This window comes from Corallococcus praedator, from assembly GCF_003612125.1.
Taxonomy (GTDB): domain Bacteria; phylum Myxococcota; class Myxococcia; order Myxococcales; family Myxococcaceae; genus Corallococcus; species Corallococcus praedator.
Genome location: NZ_RAWI01000047.1, coordinates 15,119 through 36,818 on the forward strand (window position 1 = coordinate 15,119; position 21,700 = coordinate 36,818).

Below are 21,700 nucleotides of genomic sequence, written 5' to 3' on the forward strand. Positions count from 1 at the left end.
TCGTCATGGGCACCGCTCCTTTCGGGGATGAGAGACGCCGCGGAAATCCGGCCCTGACAAGTCCTTGCGACGACGTGCCTGCCCGCCCGCTTCCGGCTGTCTGAAGGGGTATTTGACCTGGAGGTACAAAATACGTACAAGGCCGTCATGGCACGCCCACGGAAGTTCAAGCCCGAGGCCGTCGTGGAGAAGGCGATGGAGGTCTTCTGGACGAAGGGGTACGCGGGCACGACGCCGCAGGAGCTGGGCGAGCGGATGGGGCTGGGCCGGGGCAGCCTGTACAACACCTTCGACAGCAAGCACGGCCTCTTCGAGCACGCGCTGCGCCACTACCTCGAACACGAGTCGGTGAAGCTGCTCGCGTTGCTGAAACAGCCGGGGTCGGCCAGACAGCGCCTGCGGGGGCTGATGCTGGCCATCATCCGGTTGGACCTCGCGGATCCGGAGCGCCGGGGCTGCATGGCCATCAACACCGCAATCGAGCTCGCCGGGCGTGATGAGGCCGCGACGAAGCTTGCCGCTCGCATGTTCGACCAGACCGAGGCGGCGTTCCTGGCCGTCATCGAGGAGGGGCAGCGCACCGGCGAACTGGCGGCCTCCCTGGATGCGGAGGCGCTGGCGAGCCTGCTGCTCAACACCCTCACCGGACTGCGCGTGCTCGGAAAGACAGCCCAGGACGCCACGCGGTTGGAGCGGATTGTCGACACCGTCCTGAAGGTCTTTTGAGCATGCCCCGAATCCCTCCCATCCGACTCGTCGCGCTCCTGCTCGGGATGGTCACGGGCGCGTGCGCGAACCGTTCTCCGGTGTCTGGCGAAGCACCGGAGGCCGCGAGCCTTCCCGTCGTGCGCCTCTACGCGCTGGACTGTGGCCACATCGACGTGAAGGACATGGGGTTCTTCGCGGACCACAGTCCACCGGGAGGACGTCCCGGCGAGCTGGTCGTTCCCTGCTTCCTCATCCAGCACCCTCGCGGCACGCTCCTGTGGGACACGGGGCTGAGCGATGCCCTGGCCCGGCAGGCGGGCGGCGCGGAGGACCCGGTGGGCAATCGCTTGCGGCTGGAGACATCCCTGGGCGCGCAGCTCACCCGGCTGGGACTGACGCCCGCGGACGTGCGCTACGTGGGCTTCTCCCACCTGCATGCCGACCATGCCGGCAATGCCAATGCGTTCACGGCGTCGACGTGGCTGGTGCAACGGCGTGAGTTTGAATGGGCGACCCAGACGCCAGCACCCCTGGGCGTGGACCCGGGAGCCTTCTCCTCCTGGCGTGACGCGAAGGTCCAGTTGCTAGAGGGGGACTTCGATGTCTTTGGCGATGGCAGCGTGCGCATCGTCTCCACTCCGGGCCATACGCCCGGACACCAGTCCCTGGTGCTCCGGCTCCGGAAGGCGGGGACCCGGGTGCTCTCGGGAGACCTCTGTCACACGCGTGAGAACTGGGTGCGACATGGGGTGCCCGCGTTCAACACCAGCCGCGAGGACACCCTTGCTTCCATCACCCGCGTGGAGGCCCTGCTGAAGGGCTCGCACGGACACTTCATCGTGCAGCACGCTCCGGAGGACTTCCAAGCCCTGCCGGCGTTCCCCTCGGCTCTGGAGTGAGCGAAGCGCGTCCGTGCCACCGTGGGGGCACGGTGGCACGGGCTCGCGGTCCGGGACTTCAGCGCGAGTGCTGCTTGAAGAAGTCCCACATGATGGTGGTGCCGTCGGGCCCCGCGGGGTCCGCGAACGGATAGGCGGAGTTTCCGCCCGGCCACGCGTGGCCCATGCCCTCAATCTCATACTGCTGGACCAGGAGCACTCCGCCGGTGACGTAGTTCCTCACCGTGTACTTGCGGCCTCCCGGCGAGGTGGCGGAATAGGTCTGGGTGGGCGAGTTCGACACGCTGTTGTTGTTCGCGCCGTCGTCTCCGTAGTCGTTCGTCTGGAGGAACTGGCGCACCGTCTGCGTGCCATTGATGGGATTGACGACATCATCGGCCGTGCCGTGGACGACGAGCACCGGCACCTTCCGGCGCGGCTTGCCGGAGCAGGCCCAGGCGTCATACCCCCGGTCGTCCGGCGAATAGATGCTGCCAAACTTCATGGCGAAGAGGCTGCCGGAGGCCGTGGTGGCTGCCTTGTACATCGCGCCCGCGCCCACCATGCCCGCAGTGAAGACATCCGAGTAGCAGGCCAGCAGGATGGTCGACATCACCGCGCCAGCGGAGACGCCCCCCACGTAGACACGGCGCTCATCCACCGTGTAGTGGCCCTTCACCCAATCCACCATGCCGACAATCACTGACGGCTCCAGACCGCCCCGCTCCTGGTTGATGGAGAACATGAAGTTCCAGCACTGGGTGCCATTGGCGAGCATGGCCTGATTGGGATAGAGCACCAGGAACTTCTCCTGGTCCGCCTTCTCATTCAGCCGTGCCAGTCCTGCGAACTGGTCTGGATTCTGGAGACAGCCATGGAGCCCGACGACCAGCGGGAGCCGCTCCCCGGGCTGGTAGCCCGTGGGAACCCAGAGCTGGTAGCTCCGGGTTCCCCCGTTGCCGCTGTAGATGCCATGGACCCACGAGCCCGCCTGGGCCTGACTGGCACCCAGCACTCCGAACAGCGCGCACAACCCCACGACCGCCCGGCAAAGGGCGCCGACATTCCGAGTCACCGACATCTGACTGCCTCCTGCTTCAACGAGGCCGCGGGATGCGGCCTCGGGAAGTTGCGGATGCGTCGGAGCCCGGAGGTTCCGCTCAGCCCGTATGGAGGGCGTCGCGCGGGGGGCCTTCGACTTCCCGGAGAAAGCCCTCCACCGCCTCGACGACCTGTCCGGGTTGGTCCACCGGCGCGGCATGGCCGGAGTCCGTCAGCACCTGGAGCCGGGCCTTCGCGAGCAGGTCCACGTAGGCCTGCTTCTGGGCCTGGGGCGTGTAGTCCCGTTCGGAGTGCAGCACCAGCACGGGGCAGGCCACCTCCTTCAGCCGCGCAAGGACGCTCCACCCGAGCAACCCCTTCGTCGCGCGCAGGTAGACGTCCGGCGCGTTGGCGCCCAGTCGCTCCACCGCCTGCTGCCGCAGGGACTCCTGCTCCGGCTTGGGGAACAGCTTCTTCGCCACGAGCTTCGCCAGCCCCCGGGGCCCCAGCGCCCGCAGCGCCAACAGGCGCGTCAGGTACGCGAACCGCTGGCGCAGGGTGCGCGGCACCATGTCCGGCCCGCTGTTGATGACCACCAGGCTGCGCACCAGGTCCGGCCGGTCCACCGCGAGCTGGAAGCCCATCATCCCGCCCATGGACAGCCCGACGATGTGCACCGACGACAGGTCCAGCCCGTCACACAGCGCGGCGATGTCGCGGGCGAAGAGCGCCACGCCGTAGGCCCCCGCCGGCTTGTCGCTGTGGCCGTGGCCCCGGGCATCCGGGACGACGACGTGGTGGTGCGCGGAGAGGCGCGGCGTCACGTCCTCCCAGTCGCGCCCCGAGGAACCCAGCCCGTGCAGCAGCAGCACCGGCGTGCCCTCGCCAGTCGCCTCGAAGTGCAGGGTCACGCCTTCCGGGGTGCGAAACGTGGGCATCGTCAGGGCCTCTTCAGCCTCGGGGGCGGCCACATCGGGATGAACGACCGTTCAGAGGTGCGTTAGACTTCGCTGTTGCTGATGCCGTTGAAGGCTATCTGAACGAACGTTCGTTTCGCAAGGCCACCCATGTCCGTTCCTCCTCCTCCGTCCAGGCTGCGCGCGCAGAAGGCGGTCCTTCCGGCCTCGGCGGTCCCTGACGGGACGCGTCGTCGCATCCTGGAGGCGGCGCTCCAGCTCTTCGCGAGCCGGGGCTTCCACGGCGCGTCCATCCGGGACCTGGCGACGGCGCTGGAGCTGCGGCCCAGCGCGCTCTACGCGCACTTTCCTTCCAAGGAACACGTGCTGGCGGAGCTGGTGCGCATGGGCCACGAGGCGCACCACGAAGGGCTGCGCACGGCGCTGCTGGGCGCGGGCTCGGAGCCCGTCGAACAACTGCGGGCGCTGGTCCGGGCGCACACGTTGCTGCACGCGAACCATCCCCAGCTCGCGGTGGTGGTGAACGAGGAGATCCACGCGCTGCCCCCGGAGCTGGCGGCGCCCTCCCTGGCCCTGCGGGAACAGTCCGCGGCCCTGCTGCACGCGGTCATCGAGCGGGGCAGGGCGCAGGGGGTGTTCTCGGTGCCGCACGCGGGGGTGACGGCGGCGGCGATCTCCACCCTGGGGCTGCGGCTGCCGTACTGGTACGAGCCCACCGCCGCGCTCGACGTCGACATGCTGGCGGACCTGCACGTGGAGCTGTCGCTGCGGATGCTGGGCGTCCAGGGCCCGCCTGCGTCCTAGGCGTTCCCGGGGAATGCGGGCAACATCCCGCCCGGCCTCCCGCATGCGAGGGCAGACCCGGGAGGACGACTCCTTCCTCGCGGGGCGCGGACGGGCCACCCCGATGCATCCATGACGGCGCCGCGAAAGCGAAGCAGGGCAGGGGTTCTCACCGCCGTCGGGCTGCTGGCGATGCTCGCCTTCGTGTACAGCCCGGTGCTGCGCGGACAGGTGCTCGCGAGCCGGGATGTGTTCCGCATCTTCTTCCCGGACTCGGCCTTCCTGCTGGAGTCGCTGCGCGCGGGCGAAGTGCCCCTGTGGAATCCCTACCTCCGGCTGGGCCAGCCGTTCGCGGCGACGCTCTACTCGCAGGTGTACTACCCGCCGCGCTGGGCGGCGGTGCTGCTGGCCGGCCCCATCGTTTCAATGACGGTGCTGCAGGTGGGGCACGCGGTGCTCGCGGCGGTGGGCGTGTTCCTCCTGTGCCGGAGGCTGCGGGCGTCCTGGCCAGCGTCCCTGGTGGCGGGGGCGATGTTCGGCCTGTCGCCGATGATGACGGGACTGGGCACCCAGCAGAACGTCGTCGATGCCGCCGCGTGGAGCGGCTTCATCCTGGGGGCCGCGTATGACGTCACACGGCGCCCTGGGCGGGGACCGGTGCTCCGGCTCGCTGTCTACTCCGCGCTGTCGCTCTTCACGGGCTCGCCGGAGACGACGCTGTGGCAGGGGCTGGTCGCGGTGCTGGTGGCGGGGGCCGGTTCGCGGATAGTGGCGCGGGCGCGCGCGGTGGCGGTGGCGCGCGTGGCGGGAGGTTTCACGCTGTCGGCGGTGCTGGCGGCGGTGGCGCTGCTGCCGACCGCGGAGCTGGCCCGGAATTCGTCGCGCATGCAGCGGGACTGGGCCGGGCAGCTCACCTGGTCCATGTCATGGCCGCAGGTGCTGTCCGCGCTGTGGCCGCTCGCGGACTGGCCCCGGGGGAAGTACTGGGGCGAGGACCAGTGGTTCATCCTCACCCTGTTCCTGGGCACCGTGTCCTGCGCGCTCGCGGTGCTGGGCGCCATCCGGGGGCCCCGGCGCGCGCGGCCCTTCGCGGTGGGGGCGCTGGGACTGGTGTTGCTGAGCCTGGGCCGGAACTTCGCGCCCGCGGCCTGGGTGCTCCAGGTCCTGCCTCCCTTCTCCCTGTTCCGCTATCCGGCGAAGTACTTCGTGGGGGCCGCGTTCTGTCTCGCGGTGCTCTCCGCCTTCGGGCTGGACGCGGCGGGGAGGCTTGCGCGGCGCATTCGTCCCTCTCGCCTCCGCGCGACCGTGGCCGTCGTCGGGATGGTCGGGGCCATTGCTGCCATTGGACCGGTGGTGCGCCTGCTGCCCATGCGCGCCTCGGCGGAGGCGGGGGCTCCGTGGGTGCCTTTGTGTCTGGGATTGGCGGTGCTCTGCGTGTTGCTGCCGCTCGGGTCCTTCGCGCGGCCCCGGCGGGTCCGTTACGGACTGGCGGCGCTCGCGGTGCTGGAACTGGCGGCGGCGCATTCGCTGCTGGGGGTTCCCACGTACACGCCGCTCGAGCCGTTGCTGCGGCCCCTTACGATGCGGCCCTTTCTTCCCCAGCCCTTCGAGGGGCGCATCAGCACGGACGTCGATGGGCCCGCGGATCCGACCCTGGGCGTGGCGACGAACACCATCGAGCGCAGTCTGGACCGGCTGATGCCCAACCGCTTCGTGGAGGAGCGCCTGCCCGCGTTGGAGGGCAACGGTGCACCGGAGCCGCTGTTCTGGGACGAGTTCCACCTCGCGGGGAAGCGGAGCATCTACGACCTCGTGGGCATCACGCACTACGTGCGCTGGGGCCCGCCGCCCTTCGAGGACCTGGAGCTGCTCTCCAAGGTGGAGGACGGCACGACGTTGTCGCGCACGAACACCGCGCTGCCCCAGGCCTTCCTGGTGCAGCGCGCCCGGGTGGTGACGGATGCGCAGGCACTCGAAGCGGTGAGCGATCCGGCCCAGCCCTTCCGGGACACCGTCTTCCTGGCCTCCGGCGAACCGCTGGAGCGGCCCCGGTGTTCGGGCTCGGTGAGCCTTGAGCGCCACGGTGCGCAGCATCTGGAGTTGAAGGTGGAGGCGTGTGACGACAGCTACCTCGTCGTCAGCGACAGCCACCACCCGGGCTGGGTCGCGACGGTGGATGGGACGGAGGTGCCCGTGCACCGCGCGAACCTCATCGTGCGGGCCGTGCGTGTGGCTCGGGGTTCTCACGTCGTTCGCTTCGACTACCGGCCCTGGAGCTTCCGCGTGGGGCTGGCCCTGTCGGTGCTCGGTGGGTTGGGGGTGGTGATGGGTTCACGGAGGCGCGTCGGGGCATGACAGCGCAGTGGGCGTTCGTCGCGAATGGTCCGAAGATGCGCCCGGCGGTTCCACCCTTCTTCGCGGGGCGTTCACATGATGGAGCTGGAAGACCTCACGGCGTTCGAGCAGCACCTGGCCGGAGGCCGGAGCCTCGCCAACGTCATCCTCCAGGGCCTGGACCTGACGGCGTGGAGCGACGCGCTGCTGCGCTCGGACCTTACCGGCACCGTCTTCCTGGGCTGCCTCTTGGACGCGAAGACCCTGCTGCGGGTGGTGGAGCAGGGCGCCATGGTGTTCCCGCCGTTCTCGGGCCTGCCCTATTCGCCCTACCGGGGCAGTCTCTACACGCCGGAGGAGCTGTACGCGGGCTTCGACCCCGCGCACCCCGACACCTATGCGGATACGCCGGATGCCCGCATCTACGCGCACTGGAACTCGCGCGGCGGGGCGAACCCTCCGTCCCTGCTGGAGACCCTGGCGCAGCGGCTGCACGACCACGCCATCAGCGATGCCCTGGAAGATGTGCTCCAGCACGAGGGCCGGCCCCGCAGGGTCGTGGCCATCATGGGCGGACACTCCATGCTGCGCGGCGCTCCGGACTACCGCTCCGTAGCGGAGCTGGCCCGTGCCCTGGCGCGCCGGGGCTTCTTCCTGGTGAGCGGTGGCGGTCCGGGCGCCATGGAAGCCACGCACCTGGGCGCGTGGTTCGCCGGGCGGAGTGATGGCGACCTGGACGCGGCGCTCGCGCTGTTGTCCCAGGCTCCGTCCTACAAGGACCGTGAATGGCTGGCCCGGGCCTTCGAGGTCCGTGCGGCCTGGCCGATGCGCGACGAGGACCGCGCCCTGGGGGACAGCCTGGGCATCCCGACCTGGCTCTATGGCCACGAGCCGCCCAACCCGTTCGCCACGCGCATCGCCAAGTACTTCGCCAACAGCGTGCGCGAAGAGGGCCTGCTCACCATCGCGCGGGGCGGCGTCGTCTACTCCCCCGGCAGCGCCGGCACCGTGCAGGAGATCTTCCAGGACGCCTGCCAGAACCACTACAACACGGTGGGCATCATCAGCCCGATGCTCTTCCTGGGCCGCGAGTTCTGGACGCAGACCCGACCGGTGTACCCACTGCTGGAGCACCTGGCGCGAGGACACGAGTACGCGCGCCACCTGCTGCTCACGGACTCGCAGGAGGACATTGTCCAGGCGCTCGTGCGCTTTGATCAAGAGCGCGAAGGGGCGCTGCCTCCGCCCCCTCGCTAATCCGCCGCGACCGGCGTCACGGCCAACAGGTTCACGAAGGCGTCCCGCTTCACCCCGTGCTTGAGGAAGTCCTGCACCGTCCGGGCGAGCGTGGCCGCCAGCAGTCCCAGGAAGGGCAGGTGCTCGCCGCCTTCACAGGTGGCCTGCCCCTGCGTGTCCTCGGCGTCCGGGACGAAGCGCTCGTCCCAGCGCACCAGTCCGAACGTCCCGTCCGCGGACACCGCGCCGTGCACCAGCGGCGTGCCCGTCTTCCGGGCGTGGTCGCTGAGCAACTGACGGCTGTCCTGGTTGTCGAACGCGTCCACCAGCAGGTCCGCGCCCTTGCACAGCGCCTCCACGTTGTCGCGCGTGAGGCGCACGCCGAAGGACTCCGCCTTCACGCCGTGCAGGTTGTGGAACTGGAGCTTCAGCGCCTCCGCCTTGTTCTTCCCGACGGACGGCTTCACGTACGCCTGCGACAACAGGTTCTTCGACTCCACCCGGTCGAAGTCGATGAACACCAGCGTCGCGTCCAGGTTGCGACACAGCAGGGCCGCCGTCGAACCGATGGCCCCCACCCCGCAGAAGACGATGCGCATGGCGGCCCTCAACGCGCCCCGAAGGGCACCTTCGGACGCAGGTAGATGCGCTCGTCACCGCGAGCGCCCCGGAAGCGGTCCACGACGTAGTGCTGGAAGGCGTCCTCGCCCAGGTGGATGCGGTGGAGGCCGGGCACTCCGCCCGAGCGCACCAGCTCCACCGCGATGCGGCGCACGTCCGTGTCGCTGATGGCCCGCTCCAGCTCCACCGGCACGTCGGCCGACAGTCCGTCGAAGGTGATGTTGAGCGTGGCCATGGTTGCTGCCTCCTTGAAGAGCGCGCCCGCGGAAGCGCGGCCGGCCGGGAACCCTGGCCCGGGACGCCGTGGCCGCGGCCTTCCTGACAACCCCACCCGTCGGGGCCGCGCGAAGGGGCAAGCGCGCAGCCGGGCGCCAGCACCCGTGACGTGGCCGTGTCACGAGGCGGCCTGTCCCGGCCCCTCCGTCGACGCTCCGTGTGGGCGTGCACAGTGTTGGGCTCCAGGAGGAACACAACCCATGGAGTCACCCCCAGCACAGCATCACTGGAACGTCACACCCCGGGAGGCCGTGGCGCTGCAGAAGCGCCTGCGCGAACAGCTCATCCTCCAGCCGCCTCCGGGCCTGAAGGTCACGCGGCTGGCGGGCGCGGACATCTCCACGGAGAAGGGCAACGACACGGGCTATGGCGGCATGGTGGTGCTGGACGCGGCGACGCTCCTGCCCCTCGCGCGGTCCGTGGCGGCGGTGCCGCTGTCCTTCCCGTACGTCCCGGGGCTGCTGTCGTTCCGCGAGCTGCCGGTGCTGGCGGCCGTCTGGGCGAGGCTGACGGTCCGGCCCGACGTGCTCGTCTTCGACGGCCAGGGCACCGCGCATCCGCGAAGGCTGGGCATCGCCTGTCACGGGGGATTGCTCTTCGACGTGCCGTCCATCGGCTGCGCCAAGTCGCTCCTGGTGGGCACGCCCGGCAAGCTCGCGGACCGCAGGGGGGCCACGGCCCCGATTACACACCAGGGCGAGGTGGTGGGCATGGCGGTCCGCACGCGCCAGGGCGTCAGCCCCGTGTTCGTCTCCCCCGGCCACCGGATGGACCTGGAGACCGCCGTGGAGTGGGTGCTCAAGGCGAGCCCGCGCTACCGTGAGCCGGAGACGACGCGCCACGCGCACCGGCTGGTCAACGCCTTCCGCCGGGCAGGAGGTGAGGCGTCGGAGCTGGAGGAGGGGAGTCCCGGATGAAGCCCATGGGGTTGATGCTGGTGGTCGCGGGCCTGGGGCTCGTGGTCGTGGGCCTCCTCGTCTGGGCCGGTGCCTTCTCCTGGTTCGGACGACTGCCGGGAGACATCCGCGTGGAGAGCGGTCACACGCGCTTCTTCGCCCCCATCGCGTCCATGCTGGTCGTGTCCGTGCTGCTCAGCCTGGGCGCCTGGGTGCTGCGCCGGTTCTTCTAGCCCGCGGCCCCGGCGAAACTCCCGGCCTCGGATTTTCGCTCAAGGATGGGCGCGCTCGCCGTCTGTCCGACGGGCTCCCACCCGTGGGGTTGCCTGCCTGCTGTCCAGACGGGCAGCGGGGGGCCTGTTCCGGTGCTCCCGGGACGGGCACAAGCCGGACGAGGAGTGGATCCAGGCCGGTGAACCGCGCAGCATGCGGCCCCCGTCTTCCCGGCCCCGCCCGGGAATAGAGGCGACGTTCGAAAAGAGGGCGGCGGAGCAGCCGTCAGGAGCGAGCATGCGCAGGTTGTCGTCCCCATTGAGCGAGCTGGCATCGCACTACCCGGTGGTCGTGGTCGGTTCGGGGTATGGCGGCGGCATCACCGCCAGTCGCCTGTCGCGCGCGGGACAGCAGGTGTGCGTGCTGGAGCGCGGCCGTGAGATGCACCCCGGCGAGATGCCGCGCACGCCCGCGCAGGCCGTGGCCGAGTTCCAGCTCCACTGCGCGCCCGGCCAGGGCGACCTGGACGTGGGCAGCCCCACCGGTCTCATCGAGGTGCACCGCAACGGGGACGTGTCCGTCATCAACGGGTGCGGCCTGGGCGGCACGTCGCTCATCAACGCCAACGTGACGATGCGGCCGGATCCGCGCGTGTTCGAGGACCCGCGCTGGCCCGAGGCCCTGCGCGCCGACGTGCACGGCCTGCTGGAGGACGGCTTCGCGCACGCGGAGCTGATGCTGCGGCCCCTGCCGTACCCGGAGGACCACCCGCCGCTTCAGAAGCTCAAGACGCTGGGCATCTCCGCGGAGAAGCTGGGCGGACGGCTGATGCGGCCGCCCCTGGCCGTGACGTTCGAGGAGGGCGTCAACCCCGCGGGCGTGCGGCAGCCGGGGTGCTCGTTGTGCGGCGACTGCTCCACCGGCTGCAACACCGGCGCGAAGAACACCATCCTGATGAACTACCTGCCGGACGCGCACGCGCACGGGGCCCGCATCTTCACCGAGGTGTCGGTGCGCGCGGTGGTTCCGGACGGCGCGAAGTGGCGCGTCTACTACCGCCCCCACCACACCGGCCGCGAGCGCTTCGACGCGCCCGATGCGTGGCTCACCGCCGACCGGGTCATCCTGGCGGCCGGCACCATGGGCACCGCGGAGATCCTCCTGCGCTCGCGTGAGCAGGGCCTGTCCGTGTCCTCGAGGCTGGGCCACCGCTTCAGCAGCAACGGCGACGTGCTGGCCTTCGGCTACAACCTGGACATGCCCGTCCACGGCGTGGGCCACGGCGAGCAGGACCACGAGGCACGCGACCCGGTGGGCCCCTGCATCACGGGCGCCATCGACCAGCGCGACACGGCGCGGCTGGACGAGGGAATGATCATCGAGGAGGGCGCCATCCCCGGCGCGCTGGCCTCGCTGATGCCCGCGGCGCTGGCGGGCGCGGCGGCGATGGTGGGCGAGGACACCGACGAGGGCATCCTGGACTGGGTCCAGGAGCGGCTGCGTCAGGCCGAGAGCCTGGTGCGCGGACCGGACCACGGCGCGGTGGAGCACACGCAGACGCTGATGGTGATGTCGCACGACGAGGCGAGGGGCGAGCTGCGGCTGGAGCACGACCGCGTGCGCCTCCACTGGCCGGACGCGGGCCGGGACCCCCAGTTGATCCGCGTGGAGGAGCGCCTGCGCCGGGCCACCGCCGCGCTGGGCGGCACCTACGTGCGCTACCCGCTCTGGTCGGAGGCGTTCGGCAGGGAGGTGCTCTGCACGCACCCGCTGGGCGGCTGCGTGATGGCCGAGCGCGCCGAGGACGGCGTCGTGGACCACGAGGGCCGCGTCTTCTCCGGGGCCTCCGGCCGCGCGGTGCATGAGGGGCTGTACGTGTCCGACGGCTCGGTGATGCCGCGCTCGCTGGGCATCAACCCGCTGCTCACCATCTCCGCGGTCGCCGAGCGGGCCTGCGCCCTGATGGCCCGTCGCCACGGCTGGACCATCGACTACGCGCCGCTGTCCGAGCGCGATGCCCGTACGGCCCCCGGGCCCGTGGGCGTGCGCTTCACGGAGACGATGCACGGCTTCGTGTCCGGCGCGGTGGCCGCCCCGTTCCTGGAGGCCGGCAAGCCGGAGCGCGACGACGCCACGCCCCTGCGCTTCGTGCTCACCGTGACGGCGGAGGACCTGGAAGCGACGCTGCGTGACGAGCACCACCCCCTGAAGCTGATGGGCACGGTGACGGCGCCCGTGCTGTCCTCGCGTCCGCTGGTGGTGACGAAGGGCGAGCTGCGCCTGATGACGCGCGAGCACGCCCGGCCGGGCGGCCAGCGGATGGAGTACCTGCTGAACCTGCTCACGGAGGCCGGCGAGCGCTACTACCTGGAGGGCTACAAGGACCTCTACGACGACCCGGGCCCGGACCTGTGGAAGGACACCACCACGCTGCTGGTCTCCCTGCACAAGGGCGATGGGGCGGCTGCTCCGTGCATCGGCCGGGGCTTCCTGCGGCTGACGGCGGCGGAGTTCGCCCGGCAGCTCACCACCCTGCGGGTGCTCAACGGGCGCGATGAGCTGCACCGCCTGGAGACGCTGGGCCGCTTCGGCAGCTTCTTCTTCGGCGCGCTCTGGGACACCTACGTGCGACGCATGGCTGCCTAGCAGCCGGGCGGGCGGCTCAAGGTCCACCAGGCCGCGATGACGTGCCCTCCGGGGTGGGCATGGGCACCCTGTTTCCCACCGGGACCGACAGGGAGGACCCCATGGCTGAAGACCGTGACCCGCAGCGCCGCTCGGGTGCACCCCAGGATGACGAGCGTGCGGAGGAGCACCGCGAGCCGTCCATCGAGGAGCGGCGTGCGCGGCGCAGTGCAATGCGCGCCAGTCAGACCTATGCGCGCTTCATCGACCACCTGTGCGAGCGGGGAGGCATGTCGCCCGCCGTCGCCCAGCAGGCGGCCGTCTCCGTCCTCTGCGGGCTGGAGCAGCGGCTGCACGCGGAGGAGTCGCACGACCTGGAGGCGCAGCTTCCGCGCAAGCTCACGGAGCTGCTGCACCGGTGCGAGCGCCACGACGCCGAGGCCCGTCCGGAGAAGTTCGGGCGCGACGAGCTGCTCAAGCAGGTGGGGGATGACCTCGCCCTGCACCCGGACGCGGTGGAGCCGGTGGTGCGAGCGGTGATGGATGCCGTCCGCCATCAGATCAGCGAAGGCGAGGCCGAGGACGTGAGCGCGCACCTGCCGCAGGACATCCGCCACCTGTGGCTGCCGACGATGTGAAGCGGGGCCCGCCCGACGGTGTGTCGGGTGGGCTCCATCCCCTGGCCCTTTCGCACGCGCGCGCCACGCGGCGCGTGTCAGGGGGCGCGAGGTGCCTTAAGGTCTCCGGCGCACCCTGCCGGAGAACGCATGGCCCTCGACGATGACTTCAGCGCCGCCCAGACCCGGGTGAAGACGCTGTCCAAGGCTCCCTCGAACGACACGCTGCTGGAGCTGTACTCCCTCTACAAGCAGGGCACTGAAGGAGACGTGCAGGGCAAGCGCCCCGGCATGCTCGATATCAAGGGCCGTGCGAAGTACGACGCCTGGGAGAAGCGCAAGGGCGTGGCGAAGGACGCCGCGAAGCAGCAGTACGTGGCGCTCGTGGACGGGCTGCTGAAGAAGTAGACGCCCCATGCCTCGCTGGCTCAGCCTCGCGCTGTTCCTCGTGCCGGTCATCTCGCTGCTCGCGGTGGCCCACGTCTACCTGTACCGCCGCCTCGTGCGGGATGTGACGGCGCGCAAGGGACTGCGCCGCGCTGGAATCGTGCTCTTCGTCGGAGGCTTCGTGGGCTCCGTGGGGGCCCGCATGCTGGGCGCGATGCTCTCCTCCGAAGTGGCCCGGACGGTGGGCATCGTGCTGCTCTTGTGGATGGGGCTGGTGCTCTACCTGCTGATGTTCACGCTGGCCCTGGACGTCGGCGGCCGCGTCCTCGCCCGCGTGCGCAAGGCGCCGGAGCCTCCGTCACCGGAGCGCCGGGCCTTCCTCGCGACGGGCCTGGCGGCGGGCGCCACCGTGGCCGGCGCGGCGGTGAGCACCTACGGCGCCTGGCGTGCCTTCCATCCTCCGGACGTGCGCGACATTCCGGTGCGACTGCCCCGGCTGCCCAAGGCGCTGGAGGGCTTCACGCTGGTGCAGCTCACGGACATCCACATTGGCGGGGTGCTGCAGCGCCGCTTCGTGGACGAGCTGGTGGCGCGCACCAACGCGCTCAAGCCGGACCTCATCGCGGTGACGGGGGACCTGGTGGACGGCACCGTGGCGGAGCTGGGGCGCTACGCGGGGGGCTTTGGCGCGCTCAAGGCCCGGCACGGTGCATTCTTCGTCACCGGCAACCACGACTATTACTCGGGCGCGGATGCGTGGGTGGCGTTCGTCCAGGGGCTGGGCATCACGGTGCTGCGCAACCGCTCCGTGTCCATTGGGGACGCGAGCGCGTCCTTTGATCTGCTGGGCGTGGACGACTGGAGCGCGCAGAAGCTGGGCGAGCCCGGCTACGACCTGGACGCAGCGATGCGCGGGCTGCGTCCGGACCGCGCGTCGGTGCTGCTGGCGCACCAGCCCTCCAACTTCCAGGAGGTCGCCCGCCGCGACGTGGGCCTCCAGATTTCAGGGCACACGCACGGCGGACAGATGTTCCCGGGCAACGTGCTGGGACACCTCATCTGGGGTGAGCAGAACGCGGGCCTGAGCCAGATGGGCAGCTCCCACCTCTACGTCAGCCGGGGCTGCGGCTTCGTGGGGCCGCCCATGCGCGTCGCCGCGCCGCCGGAGATTGCCCGCATCATCCTGCTCCCGGGCTGAGCCGGGGCTGGCCGTACAGCAGCCCTGACGCAATGCGGAGCGGCGCGGCCCACGGAGGCTCGTGCCGCACGGGCACGTCCTCCCCGCCGACGCGGGCTACCATTCCGTCGGGCGCCACCACCGAGAAGCGCAGCGGCCGGCCCAGCGCCGCCTGCAACGCGGCCATCGTCGTCTCATCCTCCGATGAGAAGCCGAGCGGTCCTTCGGGGTGGCTGTGGGTCACCTCTACCAGCGTGTCCCGCAGGCTCCAGATGGCCTCCCACCGCGCCCGGGAGTCCGGCAGCGCCACGGGGTCGTCGAACGAGTCGCCCCACAGCACTTCGTCTCCGGGCCCGATGAGCAGGCACACCTCGCGTGTCGACATGAGCCCCTCTCTTCTCCGTGGTCCTCCCGGACGCGGGAGGCGCGTGTGTTCAGACATGTCGGGTGATGACCAGCGCGCCCGTGTCGATGGCTTCCTTCAGCACGGACGGCAGGCTCTCCAACGTCACCCGGTCGTCCGCGCCCGCCAGGCACACGCCCGCGTCGCGCACCCGCAGCGTCGCCATCTCCACCACGGTGACGAAGCGCTCGCCCATGAAGCTGTAGACCACTTCCATCAAACCGACTCCCAGCCGGCGGTGGTCGAGCATCCGCGCGCCGGCCTTGCTCAACGCGCGCTCCGCCCATTCGCCGGACGCCGCCTCCGCGCGCCGCTGCTGGCCGGACGTGAGGCCCGCTCCGGTCCACGTCCCTTGCGCGGAGGCCCCGCCGCGAACACCGTGCGCCATCCGCTCCTGGGCCCTCGCTCGGGTCGCGGCATCCTGGCGGAATTCCTGAAGGGTTCGCTCGCGCTCCGTCCGCGCGGACTCCAACGCCCGGGCCTCCGCGTCCCCACGGGCCTGTTGTTCCGCCTGCATCCGCACGAAACGGACACGCTCGTCCGCGAGCCGCCGCAGACACGCTTCCGCCTCCGCGCGTCCACCGCGGGCGACGTCGAGCACGCGCGCGCGGGCCTCCACCGGTGCGAAGGGGATGCCCGTGCCGCGCGACGCGACCTCCAGCACCGCGAAGCTGAACGCCGCGCGCAGGGACGCGCCCACGCCTCGCGCTTCCCCCAGCGGACGGTCCTCTTCCAGCGCGTGTCGCGCCAGTTCCTCCGACTCGCTTTCGAACTCCACGCCCTCGAACACGAGCGTGCCGTCATGCCAGCGGCGCGCCGTCACCGGCGAGAGGCGCGGCGGCTCTTCCTCCGGCATCAACGCCAGGGGCTCCGCCACCGCGCCTTCGCGCACCAGTCGCGTGCCCCACAGGTGGCCCCGCACGCGCGGCCGGTCCTCCAGCCCTTCGGCGGAGGCCGGCTCGCGCGCGGTGGCCTGACGGCCCTTCACCTCGAAGCGCCACCAGCCCGGTGCGACGGGTGTGGTGAGGTGCAGGCGGCGTGAAGGCGCGTCCACGGTCCCGCCGCCGAAATACGGCAGCACCGCCGACTCCACCTTCCCGAGCAGCTTCCGGTAGTCCACGCCCCTGCCTCCTTCACGCCACCTTCAACAGGGGCGTGCTCATCACACGGTCCACCCAGCCGGACTGGTGGGCTCCCTCCATGCGCGGCGCATCCATCAACGTCTGGAGCACCCGCGGCACCTGGTAGGGGTCCGCGAACTGCCCCACGCTCACCTCGCTGAACGGCACGCCCAACTGTGCCGCGCCCGTGCGCACCGTATTGCCGCGCGCACCCGCTACGCTCACCAGCATCGCCATCGCCGCCACGGTGTAGCCGCACGCGTGGAAGGCCTTGGCGAACTGGTCGCCCGCCTCGCCCGCCTCGTCACCCACCACCATCACCACCAGCTTCGCCTCCGCCGGGATGCGCACGCCCGCGCGGTGGAGCGCGTGCACCGCCGCCCCGTGCACCGTGCCACCCGACGCCTTCATGTCGGCCAGCATGTGCTGCACCGCCGTGCGGTTGGCCGCCTTGGGCTTGAGCACCGTGCCCATGGTGTCGAACGCCGCCACGTGCAGCTTGTCCATCGGGAAGCCCGCGAGGATGCGCGACAGCGCCTCCTTCGACTGCTCGATGGCACCCTCCATGGACCCCGACTTGTCGATGAGGAACATCACCCGCACGTCCATGTCCGCCGTCGCCTGCGCCACCGCGTGTCGCGCGGCGTTGTCGCTCGCCTCCTCCAGCTTGCGGCGCAGGTCCTCGCCCCGGACGTTCTTCGCGATGTTCAGCGAACGCTGATCCGTGGCGCGAGACACCGCCCGCTCCCAGCGCGCCTTCACGCTGGGCTCCTCCATCAGGCCCAGCTCCTCCAGCGTGGGCGTCATCAGCCGCAGGTCGCGGTCCGACAGCGACGGCAACAGCGTCGCCAGGATGGCCGGCGTGAGCCCCACGTCCTTCGGCAGGCGGCCCACGACCTCCTTGTAGGAGAGGCGCTCCAGTTCAATCCACTCGCAGATCTCCGCCTCGCTGAGCCCGTCGAAGCGCTCGCGCTTCACCAGCGTGAGCCCGTGCAGGCCCACGTCGCGGTGGCCCCCGTCCGCCTGCTTCTGCTTCCAGCCGAGCACCTCGAAGAAGCCCTGCGACATGGGCTTGTAGCCGGCCTTGCGCGCCAGCTTCTTCAGCGTCTCCTTGTAGCCGGCCTTCACCAGACCCTGGAGCATGGGCAGGTTCGCCTCGCGCGCGGCCAGCCACTTGCGCGCCACGCTCTTCCAGCGGCCCATGGGCGGCTTGTGCGACGCGGGGTCGCCGAAGCCCGCCTCACGGTTGAGGCGCGCGATTTCAGGCACCTCCAGGAGCTCCGCCACGCGCAGCACCGCCTTGGGTGTGAGCATGCGCGTGGAGCGGCGCACGTAGTGCAGCACCATGGCCTCGCCGATGGCGCGGAAGTCGTCGTCGTGGAAGGCGACCGCGCCCTGGCCGTCGCGCACGGGCAGGCCCGCGTGACCCTGCACCAGCATCAGCGCGCACGTGGCGACCTTCAGGTCGCGCCAGTCCGTCTGCGTCAGCGCGTACGACGCGAAGTGCGCCATCAGCGTGGGGTTCAGGCGGTACAGCTCCAGGAGCTGGCCGTACAGCTTCACCGCCGCGGGCACGAACAGGCCCGGGGCCACCTTGGGCCAGCGCGCGCGGGCCTGCGGATGCGCGTGCGCCGCCGCCTCCCAGGTTCCGGACACGTTCAGGCCGGGGCGGTGGTGCCACAGGTGCGCGGAGCCGCCGAGCACCACGTCGAGCAGTCGCTCGGCGGGTCCCCGCTGCGTCTCCGGAAGGGTCGTCTGGGTGCGCGTCGTCATGGCAGTCCCCCTTTCGGGACATCGAGAACACAAGGCAGAGGCATGCCCGGGAGGGGCAGCCAGGGGTGGAAGGGAAAGGTGAGCGCCCGAGTGAGGAAGCCGGAAGGCTGAATCAAGAGTTCAGTGTCGGACCGCCGACGGGCTCCCCGCCCTTTCGGGCGGGGAGATGGAGTCGAACCATGGCTTGTGGGGCCTCTTCGGCCGGGCGCTCGAAAGCGATGCGCCCCTGGACGCCTCCCTGGCCGGATTCCTGACGGGAAATTTCCCCAGGCTTTTCCGCTGCTTCCTTCGCCTCCTTAGAGGGCGAAGGGGGCCTGTGCTTTTTCTCGAAAAGGGGCGTCAGGAACCCGCAGCGGGACGCGTCGAGGCATTCCAGGTGCTCCCGACTGTCCGGTGGTTCCGGCACGCGGGCGCCCACGACTTCATGGGAGGCTGTCCGCGGATGCCAACGTGGTACCTTGCCGCGCCACATCCCCGCAACCCAACCTCCCGGGATGACGCCCGTCTCGGGACAGCCTCCAGGGCCTTCCGGTGTACGAGCAGCTCACGGATGAGGAATTGTTCGCGGAGGTGTCACGCCGCCGCACCACGGGCGAGCCCGTGGGCAACCCCTTGGGGGCCCTCTGCGCGCGATGGGCGCGCCCGGCCCGCTACGTCATCAGCAGGATTCAAGGCAGCTACGGACGCGGTTCTCCGGCGGACGCCGACGAGCTCTTCCAGGACGCGGTGGGGAAGTTCCTCGACCGGGGCCTGGATCAGTTCCGCGGCGTGTCCGAACAGATGCCGGGCAGGAGCGCGTCTCCCAAGACGTTCTTCCTGCGCATCGTCAAGCACGTCGCCATCGACTTCTACCGGCGACACCGGGAGGAGCTGGCGCCCGCGCCGGCCTCGCCCGATGACGTCATGGAAGAGACCCCGTCCGAGGTGGCCCGGGCGGTGGAGGGCGCACGGCGTCGCGAGGAGCGCGCCGAGGCGCAGGAGTTGTATTGGGCCGCCTACGCCAGGCTCCAGCAGGAGCACCCCAAGGAGGCTTCAGCATGGGAGCTGTATCACCACGAGGACGTGGAGGATCACGAGGAATGCGCACGGCGTTTGGACATCAGCGTGGTGAATTCGTACAAGCGCGTCAGTCGCGCCCAGGCATACCTGCGCCTGTACCTGCTCGAATTGCAGCGGGACGGACTGCCGGAAGAGCCTTCGTGAAATCCCTCGGAGGGATGCCGTCCTCCGCCCCGCGCGGGATGCCGCGATGAAGGGCGACGCGCTGTCCCGCTACCAGGCCCGTCAAGCACGCCTGGCCGCGGGTCCCGCTCCGGTGGGCGAGCTGTTGGAGGTGGTGGGGGACGTGCTCCGCCGGTCGGACCGGCTGGGCACCGAAGGGGTGGAAGAGGCCCTGAAGTCGCTGGGCCGCGCGGAGCTGGAAGCCTGGCTGCGCGCGCAGAAGCCCCAGGCGCTCCAGCCGCTGCTGCTACGGGCCGCCGAGGAGTCGATGGAGGCCGCGCTGGGCGAGGAAGGTGAGGAGGCCGAAGTGTGGCGCGCCTCCGCGCTGGAAGGACTCTCCGCCCGCGACCGGGCCGCCTCCGCCGCCCGCGCGCTGGTGACGTGGGAGATGCTGAAGGGCCCGCTGGAAGGGGATGCTGCCGCCGCTCGCGAGCGCTTCCTCGGGGCGCTGGGCTACCTGGACACCGCGCTGCGCCCCCGGGCGCGCTGGTTCATCCCCCTCAACGCCGAGCGCCGCGCCGAGCGCGACCTGTTGGATCCCGTGGAGCGCCCCGGCGCCTGGTGGTTCTCCGCGCGGGCCGGCTGCGACGACCTGCTGGCGTCCTGGACGGGCAAGCCCCTGAAGGACACCGAACACCTGAAGGACTGCGCCGGTTGCCGCGCGGACCGGGCGGAGACCGCGGTGGTGGACATGCCCCCCCGGCGGCACCTCACCGCCGAAGAGCTGTGGCGCCTGGACGCGGGGGAGATGGGCCGCGAAGAGAAGGCGCGCGTGGAGGCCCACACCGCCTGGTGCGGCGAGTGCGCGCAGGCCGTGCTGGCGCTGGAAGAGGGCGACACCGCCATCGAAGAGGCGCTGGAATTGGAAGAGGAAGGGCTGTCCGCCCCCCGCGCGGCACGGGACTCCCGCGCGGACGCGGCCCGGCGCCCGGGCGCGGCCCGCCTGCCGGAGCACCGTGAGGTGCTGGAGGAGCGGCGCGACTTTCGCGTGGTGCTGGTGCGCGAGCGTCAACGGGTGAGGCTGCTCGTGCAGCCCCTGGGCACGCGCGCCGTGACGGCCGCCGTCTTCCTGTCGCCGGGGCGTCCGTCGCTCAAGCCGACGCAGGGACCGGAGGGCTTGTCCTTCGACCTGTCCACGGCGCTGGCCACCGGCGCGCACGCGGCCCACCTCACGGTGCAGGCCGGACAGGAGACGCTGGAGCGCGACTTCGCGTTCTAGCCGTCGCGGGAAAAGGCGGGCCGGGGGGAGTCTTCCCACCGGCCCTTCGCCCTTCGTGGCCTGTTACTGACGCTGGGAGGGCGGGATGTAGTTCTCGTTCTCGTCGTAGGACTGCCTGGAGCGCACCGGCGGGTGGAGCTTCATGGTCTGCGGCGCATCCGCGTCGCTCCGGAAGCCCGCGGACAGGAAGGCCGCCACCAGCTGCGTCAGGGGCGGCCTCGTGGCGAGCGCCACGCCGCACACGTCCAGCCGGTCCTCGACGTACCTTCCCCGGATCTGCACGTAGGCGTTGCACCCCTTCTCCGTGGAGAGGGTGGGGTCGCGACGCAGGTTGCGCTTGAGGGTCCCCCAGCGCATCTCGAGCGAGTCCGCGCTGAGCCGCACGAACACCGGCGAGCCTCCCCAGGTGCCTTCAATGAGGGTCGCGACGCCACCAGCGCGCACCTTCACCGCGAGGTCGCGCACCTCATAGGCGCCGTTCACCTCGATGCCGTGCTCGAAGAGCTCGTCGCCGAAGGAGCCCTTCCACGTCGAGCCCGTGCCGCGCACGAGCGGCGTCTTCGTCTCCACGCGCTGGCTGTCGAACCAGAATTCGCCCACCCGGCCCAGGGGCATGTTCTTGCGGCCCCAGAGGGAAGCGGACTCGTCCAGTCCCTGCGGCCCGGAGGGCAGGGGCTGCTGCGCGGCGCTGAGAAGGTCCGTCGTCTTCACCGACGCGTCCACCGCTTCGAAGCGCACGCCATCCAGCCACGCCTGGCCCGCGCCGCTCATGATGAGGCCCGCCATGATGGTGGTGGCCTCCCTGGGCACGTCCAGCACCACGTCGTAGCGCTTGCAGCCGTGGGTGCCCACCAGGGCGCGCGACTGCATGTTGTCGAAGGCGAGCGGCTGCTTGGGGTCCGCTCCCTCCACGCGCATCCACAGCCCAGCCCAGCCCTTCACGTCCTGGTGGCGCACGGCGGCGGTGAAGCGCAGGCGCTTGCCCAGGAAGTCCTTCGCGTTGAAGGCCTGCATGAAGGTGCCGAAGCTGTCCGTGGCCTGGGTGCGCGAGCGCAGGAAGGCGCTGCGGCTGCCCTCGCACGGGGCGCTGGCGTCCACGCCCGCCTCGTAGTGCTGCGGCGCGCTCTCCGTGACGTACCAGCCCTGCGGCAGCTTCGATTGCGTGGCGCTGGGCGTGGTGGCGGGCAGCCCCCCCGAGGCGGCCGGCGGCGTCGCGGCGGGAGGCGTCGCGGCGGGTGTGGCCGGGGCTGGCGT

At 70.9% G+C, this 21,700-nt stretch carries 21 protein-coding genes; 13 read left to right on the forward strand and 8 right to left on the reverse strand.

Features of this window, described 5'->3' with window-relative positions:
- The first annotated feature begins 147 nt into the window (after positions 1 to 147).
- The gene (locus D7Y13_RS08950) at positions 148 to 726 is read left to right on the forward strand and encodes a TetR/AcrR family transcriptional regulator (protein ID WP_120583567.1); all 579 of its coding nucleotides are present in this window, start codon (positions 148 to 150) and stop codon (positions 724 to 726) included.
- A 2-nt stretch (positions 727 to 728) separates the two neighbouring features.
- Positions 729 to 1,607 carry an N-acyl homoserine lactonase family protein gene (locus D7Y13_RS08955; RefSeq protein WP_120583568.1) on the forward strand — a complete coding sequence of 293 codons (879 nt, stop codon included), beginning with the start codon at positions 729 to 731 and terminating at the stop codon, positions 1,605 to 1,607.
- 58 nt (positions 1,608 to 1,665) lie between these two features.
- On the opposite strand, the gene D7Y13_RS08960 is transcribed toward D7Y13_RS08955, so the two are convergent.
- Both D7Y13_RS08960 and D7Y13_RS08965 read right to left on the reverse strand, forming a co-directional pair.
- Positions 1,666 to 2,667: an extracellular catalytic domain type 1 short-chain-length polyhydroxyalkanoate depolymerase gene (locus tag D7Y13_RS08960; RefSeq protein WP_120583569.1), complete on the reverse strand. Its 1,002-nt coding sequence runs from the start codon at positions 2,665 to 2,667 to the stop codon at positions 1,666 to 1,668.
- Between the two features lie 79 nt (positions 2,668 to 2,746).
- Positions 2,747 to 3,565 carry an alpha/beta fold hydrolase gene (locus tag D7Y13_RS08965; RefSeq protein ID WP_120583570.1) on the reverse strand — a complete coding sequence of 273 codons (819 nt, stop codon included), beginning with the start codon at positions 3,563 to 3,565 and terminating at the stop codon, positions 2,747 to 2,749.
- A gap of 129 nt (positions 3,566 to 3,694) precedes the next feature.
- Here D7Y13_RS08965 and D7Y13_RS08970 point away from each other — a divergent pair, with 129 nt between their 5' ends.
- The 3 genes from D7Y13_RS08970 to D7Y13_RS08980 all read left to right on the forward strand — a co-directional run bounded on the left by D7Y13_RS08970 (position 3,695) and on the right by D7Y13_RS08980 (position 7,918).
- The gene (locus tag D7Y13_RS08970) at positions 3,695 to 4,348 is read left to right on the forward strand and encodes a TetR/AcrR family transcriptional regulator (protein WP_120583571.1); all 654 of its coding nucleotides are present in this window, start codon (positions 3,695 to 3,697) and stop codon (positions 4,346 to 4,348) included.
- Positions 4,349 to 4,459: 111 nt separating this feature from the next.
- Positions 4,460 to 6,682 carry a YfhO family protein gene (locus D7Y13_RS48640; RefSeq protein ID WP_120583572.1) on the forward strand — a complete coding sequence of 741 codons (2,223 nt, stop codon included), beginning with the start codon at positions 4,460 to 4,462 and terminating at the stop codon, positions 6,680 to 6,682.
- Positions 6,683 to 6,757: 75 nt separating this feature from the next.
- The gene (locus D7Y13_RS08980; protein WP_120583573.1) at positions 6,758 to 7,918 is read left to right on the forward strand and encodes an LOG family protein; all 1,161 of its coding nucleotides are present in this window, start codon (positions 6,758 to 6,760) and stop codon (positions 7,916 to 7,918) included.
- Here the strand turns inward: D7Y13_RS08980 and D7Y13_RS08985 are convergent.
- Together D7Y13_RS08985 and D7Y13_RS08990 are read right to left on the reverse strand one after the other, a co-directional pair.
- Positions 7,915 to 8,496 (reverse strand): ThiF family adenylyltransferase, encoded by a 582-nt coding sequence (locus tag D7Y13_RS08985; protein ID WP_120583574.1) that lies wholly within the window; start codon positions 8,494 to 8,496, stop codon positions 7,915 to 7,917. The two genes, D7Y13_RS08980 and D7Y13_RS08985, sit on opposite strands and share 4 nt — an antisense overlap.
- An 8-nt stretch (positions 8,497 to 8,504) precedes the next feature.
- Positions 8,505 to 8,753 carry a hypothetical protein gene (locus tag D7Y13_RS08990; RefSeq protein WP_120536238.1) on the reverse strand — a complete coding sequence of 83 codons (249 nt, stop codon included), beginning with the start codon at positions 8,751 to 8,753 and terminating at the stop codon, positions 8,505 to 8,507.
- Positions 8,754 to 8,994: 241 nt separating this feature from the next.
- Between D7Y13_RS08990 and nfi the strand changes: the two genes are divergently transcribed.
- From nfi to D7Y13_RS09020, 6 genes are all read left to right on the forward strand, one after another.
- Positions 8,995 to 9,711, forward strand: a complete 717-nt coding sequence (gene nfi, locus D7Y13_RS08995) for a deoxyribonuclease V (RefSeq protein ID WP_120536237.1) — start codon at positions 8,995 to 8,997, stop codon at positions 9,709 to 9,711.
- Positions 9,708 to 9,923 carry a DUF2905 domain-containing protein gene (locus D7Y13_RS09000; RefSeq protein ID WP_120536236.1) on the forward strand — a complete coding sequence of 72 codons (216 nt, stop codon included), beginning with the start codon at positions 9,708 to 9,710 and terminating at the stop codon, positions 9,921 to 9,923. Before nfi ends, D7Y13_RS09000 begins: the two co-directional genes overlap by 4 nt.
- Positions 9,924 to 10,200: 277 nt before the next feature.
- Positions 10,201 to 12,549 (forward strand): GMC family oxidoreductase N-terminal domain-containing protein, encoded by a 2,349-nt coding sequence (locus tag D7Y13_RS09005; RefSeq protein WP_120536235.1) that lies wholly within the window; start codon positions 10,201 to 10,203, stop codon positions 12,547 to 12,549.
- Positions 12,550 to 12,650: 101 nt separating this feature from the next.
- Positions 12,651 to 13,166: a DUF2267 domain-containing protein gene (locus D7Y13_RS09010; RefSeq protein ID WP_120583580.1), complete on the forward strand. Its 516-nt coding sequence runs from the start codon at positions 12,651 to 12,653 to the stop codon at positions 13,164 to 13,166.
- A 129-nt stretch (positions 13,167 to 13,295) separates the two neighbouring features.
- The gene (locus D7Y13_RS09015) at positions 13,296 to 13,553 is read left to right on the forward strand and encodes an acyl-CoA-binding protein (RefSeq protein ID WP_120536234.1); all 258 of its coding nucleotides are present in this window, start codon (positions 13,296 to 13,298) and stop codon (positions 13,551 to 13,553) included.
- A 7-nt stretch (positions 13,554 to 13,560) separates the two neighbouring features.
- On the forward strand, positions 13,561 to 14,730 hold the full coding sequence (locus D7Y13_RS09020; RefSeq protein ID WP_120583575.1) for a metallophosphoesterase: 1,170 nt from the start codon (positions 13,561 to 13,563) through the stop codon (positions 14,728 to 14,730).
- On the opposite strand, the gene D7Y13_RS09025 is transcribed toward D7Y13_RS09020, so the two are convergent.
- The 3 genes from D7Y13_RS09025 to D7Y13_RS09035 are packed head-to-tail and all read right to left on the reverse strand — an operon-like array spanning position 14,711 to position 18,006.
- Positions 14,711 to 15,094 (reverse strand): hypothetical protein, encoded by a 384-nt coding sequence (locus D7Y13_RS09025; RefSeq protein ID WP_120536232.1) that lies wholly within the window; start codon positions 15,092 to 15,094, stop codon positions 14,711 to 14,713. The genes D7Y13_RS09020 and D7Y13_RS09025 overlap by 20 nt on opposite strands.
- A 49-nt stretch (positions 15,095 to 15,143) precedes the next feature.
- Entirely contained in the window at positions 15,144 to 16,232 is a 1,089-nt protein-coding gene (locus D7Y13_RS09030) for a hypothetical protein (protein WP_120583576.1), read from the reverse strand.
- A gap of 13 nt (positions 16,233 to 16,245) precedes the next feature.
- A complete protein-coding gene (locus D7Y13_RS09035; RefSeq protein WP_120583577.1) occupies positions 16,246 to 18,006 on the reverse strand; it encodes a vWA domain-containing protein in 1,761 nt (586 codons plus the stop codon).
- Between the two features lie 531 nt (positions 18,007 to 18,537).
- On the opposite strand from D7Y13_RS09035, the gene D7Y13_RS09040 reads away from it, so the two are divergent.
- Together D7Y13_RS09040 and D7Y13_RS09045 are read left to right on the forward strand one after the other, a co-directional pair.
- Positions 18,538 to 19,209: an RNA polymerase sigma factor gene (locus D7Y13_RS09040; RefSeq protein WP_120583578.1), complete on the forward strand. Its 672-nt coding sequence runs from the start codon at positions 18,538 to 18,540 to the stop codon at positions 19,207 to 19,209.
- Between the two features lie 46 nt (positions 19,210 to 19,255).
- Positions 19,256 to 20,446, forward strand: coding sequence for a zf-HC2 domain-containing protein (locus tag D7Y13_RS09045; protein WP_120583579.1), 1,191 nt, complete (start codon positions 19,256 to 19,258; stop codon positions 20,444 to 20,446).
- 63 nt (positions 20,447 to 20,509) lie between these two features.
- On the opposite strand, the gene D7Y13_RS09050 is transcribed toward D7Y13_RS09045, so the two are convergent.
- A partial coding sequence (locus D7Y13_RS09050) for an AraC family transcriptional regulator (RefSeq protein WP_208734455.1) occupies positions 20,510 to 21,700 on the reverse strand: 1,191 nt, incomplete at its 5' end.